Origin of the sequence: Streptomyces lavendulae subsp. lavendulae (assembly GCF_002803845.1) — a bacterium.
GTDB classification, from domain to species: domain Bacteria; phylum Actinomycetota; class Actinomycetes; order Streptomycetales; family Streptomycetaceae; genus Streptomyces; species Streptomyces lavendulae.
This window is the reverse complement of sequence record NZ_CP024985.1, coordinates 5,148,706-5,155,000: the sequence shown is the minus strand read 5'-3', so window position 1 is coordinate 5,155,000 and position 6,295 is coordinate 5,148,706. Positions and strand designations below refer to the sequence as shown.

Annotated in this window: 5 protein-coding genes (1 of these 5 cut by a window edge); 2 read left to right on the top strand and 3 right to left on the bottom strand. The window is 71.9% G+C overall.

Going from position 1 to position 6,295, the window contains the following annotated elements; translation table 11 throughout:
- A protein-coding gene (locus SLAV_RS22845) for a stage II sporulation protein M (RefSeq protein ID WP_030242304.1) crosses the window boundary here: on the bottom strand, positions 1-599 show its 5' portion. 409 nt of this gene lie to the left of the window's left edge; the window shows 599 of its 1,008 coding nt (coding positions 1-599); the start codon lies at positions 597-599; the stop codon falls past the left edge of the window.
- Between the two features lie 110 nt (positions 600-709).
- Here SLAV_RS22845 and SLAV_RS22840 point away from each other — a divergent pair, with 110 nt between their 5' ends.
- Positions 710-1,645 (top strand): RDD family protein, encoded by a 936-nt coding sequence (locus SLAV_RS22840; RefSeq protein ID WP_030242302.1) that lies wholly within the window; start codon positions 710-712, stop codon positions 1,643-1,645.
- On the opposite strand, the gene SLAV_RS22835 is transcribed toward SLAV_RS22840, so the two are convergent.
- Both SLAV_RS22835 and ahcY read right to left on the bottom strand, forming a co-directional pair.
- Positions 1,642-2,298, bottom strand: coding sequence for a hypothetical protein (locus SLAV_RS22835; protein WP_030242300.1), 657 nt, complete (start codon positions 2,296-2,298; stop codon positions 1,642-1,644). The genes SLAV_RS22840 and SLAV_RS22835 overlap by 4 nt on opposite strands.
- A gap of 104 nt (positions 2,299-2,402) precedes the next feature.
- Positions 2,403-3,839, bottom strand: a complete 1,437-nt coding sequence (gene ahcY / locus SLAV_RS22830; RefSeq protein WP_100660945.1) for an adenosylhomocysteinase — start codon at positions 3,837-3,839, stop codon at positions 2,403-2,405.
- Positions 3,840-4,183: 344 nt separating this feature from the next.
- Here ahcY and SLAV_RS22825 point away from each other — a divergent pair, with 344 nt between their 5' ends.
- The gene (locus tag SLAV_RS22825; protein ID WP_030231661.1) at positions 4,184-6,253 is read left to right on the top strand and encodes a fructose-specific PTS transporter subunit EIIC; all 2,070 of its coding nucleotides are present in this window, start codon (positions 4,184-4,186) and stop codon (positions 6,251-6,253) included.
- Positions 6,254-6,295 lie beyond the last annotated feature (42 nt).

Here is a 6,295-nt window from a genome sequence, read left to right as displayed (position 1 = left end):
ATGCCGACGCCCAGGTTCGCCATGTTCAGGAAGAGGATCCACAGGACGGGAAGGCCCAGGAAGGCACCCAGGACCAGGCAGACCGCGGCGGCCTGGGCGTTGTTCGTCCAGACCTGGGCGGCGAACGAGGCCGCCGGGTGGCTGGAGTAGTACGTCTCGTACTGGCCACCTGGCCTGGTCAGCTCCTTGAGGTGGTCGGGGGCGGCGATCGCGCCCTGCACCTCGGGGTGGGTGGCTATCCACCAGCCGATGAGGATCCCGAGCGCCGTGGAGAGCAGCGCCGTCGGTATCCACCAGCGGCGGCTGCGGTACACGGCCGCGGGGAAGCCCGCGGTGAAGAAGCGGGCCGCGTCGCGCCAGCTCGCGCGGCGGGTGCCGGTCACGGTGGCGCGGGCGCGCGCGACGAGCTGGGTGAGCCGGCCCGTGAGCATCGGGTCGGGGGCGCTCGACTGGATCAGGGAGAGGTGTGTGGAGGTGCGCTGGTAGAGCGCGACGAGCTCGTCCGCCTCCGCTCCCGTCAGGTGCCGGCCGCGGCCGAGGAGCTGCTCCAGGCGGGCCCATTGCGCCTGGTGGGCGGCCACGAAGACGTCGAGATCCATCCGGTTTCCGCTCCCCTGCCCCAGGCCGCACGGTTCGGCCTACTGCTCCTGCGGCCAGCTTGGCAGACTGGAGCGCACAGGGGCGGGTCAGGTCGGGGAAAGGTGCAGTGGTGAGCGATCTCGTGACGGGGGACGCGGTCGTCCTGGGTCTGCGGTCGGCGCGGCTGCCGAGCCGGGCCCTGGCCGTCCTGCTGGACCTGTTCGTGTACGTCGGCTGCTACCTGGTCGTCACGTTCGCGCTGGTCTTCGCGACGGCCTCGCTGGACGACGCCGCGCAGGCGGCCGTGTCGGTGGCGAGCCTGCTGCTGGTGCTGGTCGGCGTACCGATCGCGGTCGAGACGCTGAGCCACGGGCGGTCGCTGGGGAAGCTGGCCTGCGGTCTGCGGGTGGTCCGCGAGGACGGCGGTCCGATCCGCTTCCGGCACGCGCTCGTACGGGGGGCCATGGGGGTCGTGGAACTGCTGATGACCTTCGGGACCATCGCCTGCATCGCCTCGCTGGTCTCGGAACGGGGGCGGCGGCTCGGTGACGTGTTCGCGGGGACGCTGGTGATCCGGGAACGGGTGCCGGGGGCCCGGGTCATGCCGGTGCCGCCTCCGCCGCCCTGGCTGGCCGGGCGGTTCACCGGGCTGGACCTGTCGGCGGTGCCGGAGGGGCTGTGGCTGGCGATCCGCCAGTACCTGACCCGGATGGACCAGCTCGACCCGCACACGGGTGCCGCGATGGCGGCCCGGCTCGCGGACGACGTGGTGGCCCGGACCGGGACGCCGCCGCCGCCCGGGGTGACGGCCGCCGCGTTCCTGATGGCGGTGGTGCACGAGCGGCAGACCCGGGACGCGGCGCGGGCCTTCGCCGTTCACGCCCCGCCCGGGCCCGGCCCGGTGGCGGCCGCGGTCTCCGGGCCGATGCCGATGCCGATGCCGATGCCGGTCGCCGCGCCGTTCACCGCGCCGGCGGCCGGCTCCGCGCCGATGCCGGCTCCCGCTCCGGCTCCCGCTCCCGCCGAGGCTCCCGTGCGGCGGACCGGGTTCGCTCCGCCCGGCTAGATCCCGGCGTCGAAGTCGTCGTCCTCCGGGAAGTCGCCCTCTGGGAAGGTGGACGGCGGGGTCTCCAGGTGTTCGAGCTCGATGCCGGGCGCCGCGAGGACCACGTCCCCGGCGATGTGGACCGTGTGCACCTCGCCGGTGTCCAGGGCGGTGACCCGGTACTCGTCCACCACGAGCGGGCCGCTGTCCGTCGGGTGCTCCGCGCGGGACAGCAGGGCCCAGGCCTGGTCGACCGTGCGGGCCGCGAGCACCGGGTCGGTGAGGGCGACCAGCCGGACGCGGGTCGCGGGGCCGCCGGGCACGAGGCGCAGCAGGCGGGCCGTGGCGATGAGGAAGGCCGGGGAGGTGCCGGTGAAGCCGGGGGCCCGGACGTTGCCCTCGGTGGCCTCCGTTCCGGTGGGGTCGGTGCGGACCCAGGTGACGCCGTCGACGGCGGCGCCGCGGACCTGCCAGCCGGCCGCGTTCAGTTCGAGGCGGATGGGGCGGCCGAGGGCGTCGACGGCCAGGTCGACCGAGCCGCGGTGGCCGCCGTCGGGGTGGGTCAGCTGCGCGACGTAGCGCCATCCCGAGGGGCCGGGGGCGCAGTGGAAGTGCTCCTCGCCGAGGGGGGTGTGGTCGTGCGGGTCGTGGAGCGAGTAGCGGCCGCGGGGCATGGGGCTGGGTCCTTGCGTGCGTACGGAGGGTGCGTACGGGAGGTACGGGGCAGGCCCCCGGCGGAGTGCCGGGGGCCTGGCTCGGTGCTGTGGATCCGTGGGGATCAGTAGCGGTAGTGGTCGGGCTTGAACGGGCCCTCGACCTTGACGCCGATGTAGGCGGCCTGCTCGGGGCGCAGGGTGGTGAGCTTGACGCCGAGGGCGTCGAGGTGGAGGCGGGCGACCTTCTCGTCGAGGTGCTTGGGCAGCACGTAGACGTCGGTCGGGTACTCCGAGGGCTTGGTGAAGAGCTCGATCTGGGCCAGGGTCTGGTCCGCGAAGGAGTTCGACATCACGAACGACGGGTGGCCGGTGGCGTTGCCCAGGTTCAGCAGACGGCCCTCGGACAGGACGATGAGGACCTTGCCGTCGGGGAACTTCCAGGTGTGGACCTGGGGCTTGACCTCGTCCTTGACGATGCCCTCGATCTTCGCGAGGCCGGCCATGTCGATCTCGTTGTCGAAGTGGCCGATGTTGCCCACGATCGCCTGGTGCTTCATCTTGGCCATGTCCGAGGCCATGATGATGTCCTTGTTGCCCGTGGTCGTGATGAAGATGTCGGCGATCTCCACGACGTCGTCGAGGGTGGCGACCTGGTAGCCGTCCATCGCCGCCTGGAGGGCGCAGATCGGGTCGATCTCGGTGACGATCACACGGGCGCCCTGGCCGCGCAGGGATTCGGCGCAGCCCTTGCCGACGTCGCCGTAGCCGCAGACGACGGCGACCTTGCCGCCGATCAGGACGTCGGTGGCACGGTTGATGCCGTCGATGAGGGAGTGGCGGCAGCCGTACTTGTTGTCGAACTTCGACTTCGTCACGGCGTCGTTCACGTTGATCGCCGGGAACAGCAGCGTGCCCTCGGCCATCATCTCGTAGAGGCGGTGGACACCGGTGGTGGTCTCCTCCGTCACGCCGCGGATCTCGGACGCGAGCTGCGTCCACTTCTGCGGGGCCTCACCGAGGGTGCGGTTGAGGAGCGTGAGGATGTGGGCGTACTCCTCGGAGTCCGCGGTGGACGGGTCCGGGGCCGCGCCGGCCTTCTCGAACTCGACGCCCTTGTGGACGAGGAGGGTGGCGTCGCCACCGTCGTCGAGGATCATGTTCGGGCCGCCGGTGGGGGTGTTCGGCCAGGTCAGCGCCTGCTCCGTGCACCACCAGTACTCCTCCAGCGTCTCGCCCTTCCAGGCGAAGACGGGGACGCCCTGCGGGTTCTCCGGGGTGCCGTTCGGGCCGACGGCGATGGCCGCGGCCGCGTGGTCCTGGGTGGAGAAGATGTTGCAGGAGGCCCAGCGGACGTCGGCGCCGAGGGCGACGAGGGTCTCGATCAGGACGGCGGTCTGCACGGTCATGTGCAGCGAACCGGTGATCCGGGCGCCGGCCAGCGGCTGCGCCTCGGCGTACTCGCGGCGGATCGACATCAGACCCGGCATCTCGTGCTCGGCCAGGGTGATCTCCTTGCGGCCGAAGGCGGCAAGGGAAAGGTCGGCGACCTTGAAGTCCATGGGTGCTGCTCCTCATGGTTCGAGAGGGTGGGTACGGCTGGGCCGCGTGCCGTCGGGGACGGTACGCCGAGCACAGTCCGTCGGGGGCCCTCTCTCCCCTCGGCCGGCCACGGGGACCGCCCGACCGCCATCAGCAGCGACGCCTGACACTGACGACGAATCTACACCGATCGGCCTAGCGGCCCCAGTCGTGAGGGGAATGTGTCGGCCCCCGGTTTCGGGTCCTCCGGCAGAACGGTTCGGGGCCTTTCGGACTTTTGATGCGCCCCTCGCCTGGGGCAGGATGCCCGGTGGACCGGGTCGTGCGCGCGGCCCCGCAGGACCTATGGCTGAAGGAGATTCCAGTGACCACCAGTCCGGCCGGCCCTCCCGGTGACGGGGGCGCAAGCGGGCCCGAGCGTCTGAAGTTCGTGGCCGTCACCGCCTGCCCCACGGGGATCGCCCACACGTACATGGCCGCCGAGAAGCTCCAGCAGGCCGCCGACGAGCTCGGCGTGGACATCAAGGTGGAGACGCAGGGCTCCATCGGGGCGGAGAACGTGCTCTCTGACAACGATGTCAGAGCGGCGGACGGGGTGATCATCGCCGCCGACAAGGAGGTCGACCGCGACCGCTTCTCGGGCAAGCGGGTCCTGTCCACGGGGGTCGCGGACGGCATCCACAAGCCGAAGGAGCTGATCGAGCGGGTGCGCAGCGCACCGGTGCAGCCCGGCACGGTGGCCTCCGGCGGCGGGGCCGGCGGGGAGCGGGGCGCGGCGTACAAGGCGCTGATGAACGGCGTCTCCCACATGATCCCGTTCGTGGTCGTGGGCGGTCTGCTGCTCGCGGTGTCGATCGCGCTCGGCGGGCACAGCACGTCCAAGGGCATCGAGTTCGACCAGGGCACGTTCTGGTTCTACGTCAACGCGCTGGGCGGCCTCGGCTTCAAGCTGATGCTGCCGATCTTCTCCGGCTACATCGCCTACGCGCTCGGCGACCGGCCCGCCCTGGTTCCGGGCATGCTCGGCGGCTTCCTGGCGGCCGATGCCGTGAACATCTACGGGGCCGAGGCGAACGCGGGCTTCCTGGGCGCGATCGCGACCGGATTCCTCGCCGGCTATCTGGTCGTGTGGATCAAGAAGGTCAAGGTCCCCCGGTTCGTCCAGCCGATCATGCCGATCATCGTGATCCCGATCGTGTCGACGCTGACGCTCGGGCTGGTCTACATCTACGTGATCGGCCGGCCCATCTCCTGGCTCTTCACGCATCTGACCGCCTGGCTGAACGGGATGACCGGCTCCAGCGCGGTCGTGCTCGGCGCCATCATCGGCCTGATGATCGCCTTCGACATGGGCGGCCCGGTCAACAAGACCGCGTTCCTGGTCGCGGTGGGGCTCATCGGCACCAACAACGCCGTCATGGGCATGGCCGCCGCCGCGATCCCCGTCATGCCGCTGGGCCAGGGCCTGGCCACGCTGCTGCGCCGCCGCTTCTACAGCGCCCAGGAGCGCGAGACGGGTGTCGCCGCCCTGTTCATGGGCTTCTTCGGCATCTCCGAGGGCGCGATCCCGTTCGCCGCCGCCCGGCCGGCGATCGTCATCCCGGCGAACATGCTGGGCGGCGCGGTGGCCGGTGCGGTCGCGGGCGTGGCCGGGGTCGAGGACTCGGTGCCGCACGGCGGTCCGATCGTGGCGCTGTTCGGCGCGGTCAGCGGGGTCGCGATGTTCTTCGTCGCCATCACCGCCGGTGCCGTCGTCACGGCGCTCACCACCAACCTGCTGATCGGGATCAAGGAGCGCCACGGCGGGCCGGCACCGGTCCCGGTCCCGGTCCCGGCGCCCGAGCCCGTACTGGTGGGCGCGGTGGCGGGGGCGGACGCGACGGCCGTCCCGGCGCGGGCCGTGCCCGCCGGCGCCCCCGCCCCGGCGCCCCCCGCCGCGGCGAAGGAGGCGAAGGAGGCGGAGGAGGCCGCGGAGGCGGAGGTGCTGTCCGGGTACCTGACCGCGCGGACGGTCAAGACGGAGCTCGTCTCGGACTCGAAGGAGGCCGCGATCCGGGAAATGGCCGAGATGCTGGCCACCACCGGCAACGTGCGGGACGTGGACGAGCTGGTCCGGGTCGCCCTCGCCCGCGAGGCGCAGGGGACGACCGGGCTCGGCGAGTCGATCGCGATCCCCCACGCCAAGACGGATGCGGTGGTCCGCCCCACGGTGGGCTTCGCCCGGTCCGCCGAGGGCATCGAGTGGGGTTCGCTCGACGGTACGAAAGCCCGGCTGGTCTTCATGATCTCGGTGCCGGAGGCGGCGGCCGGTGACGAGCACCTGAGGATCCTGGCGCTGTTGTCGCGCAAGCTGATGGACACCGGTTTCCGCGACCGGCTGCAGGGCGCGCCGGACCGGGCGGCCGCCCTGGAGGTGCTGCGGGAGATCCGTTAGCCGCGGTCCTTCCGCTCCCTCCCGTCGGGTCCCGTACCGCTC

Coding starts and splice junctions, on each gene's coding strand:
- ahcY (WP_100660945.1), bottom strand. CDS start 3,839: ATGGACTTCAAGGTCGCCGACCTTTCCCTTGCCGCCTTCGGCCGCAAG.
- SLAV_RS22835 (WP_030242300.1), bottom strand. CDS start 2,298: ATGCCCCGCGGCCGCTACTCGCTCCACGACCCGCACGACCACACCCCC.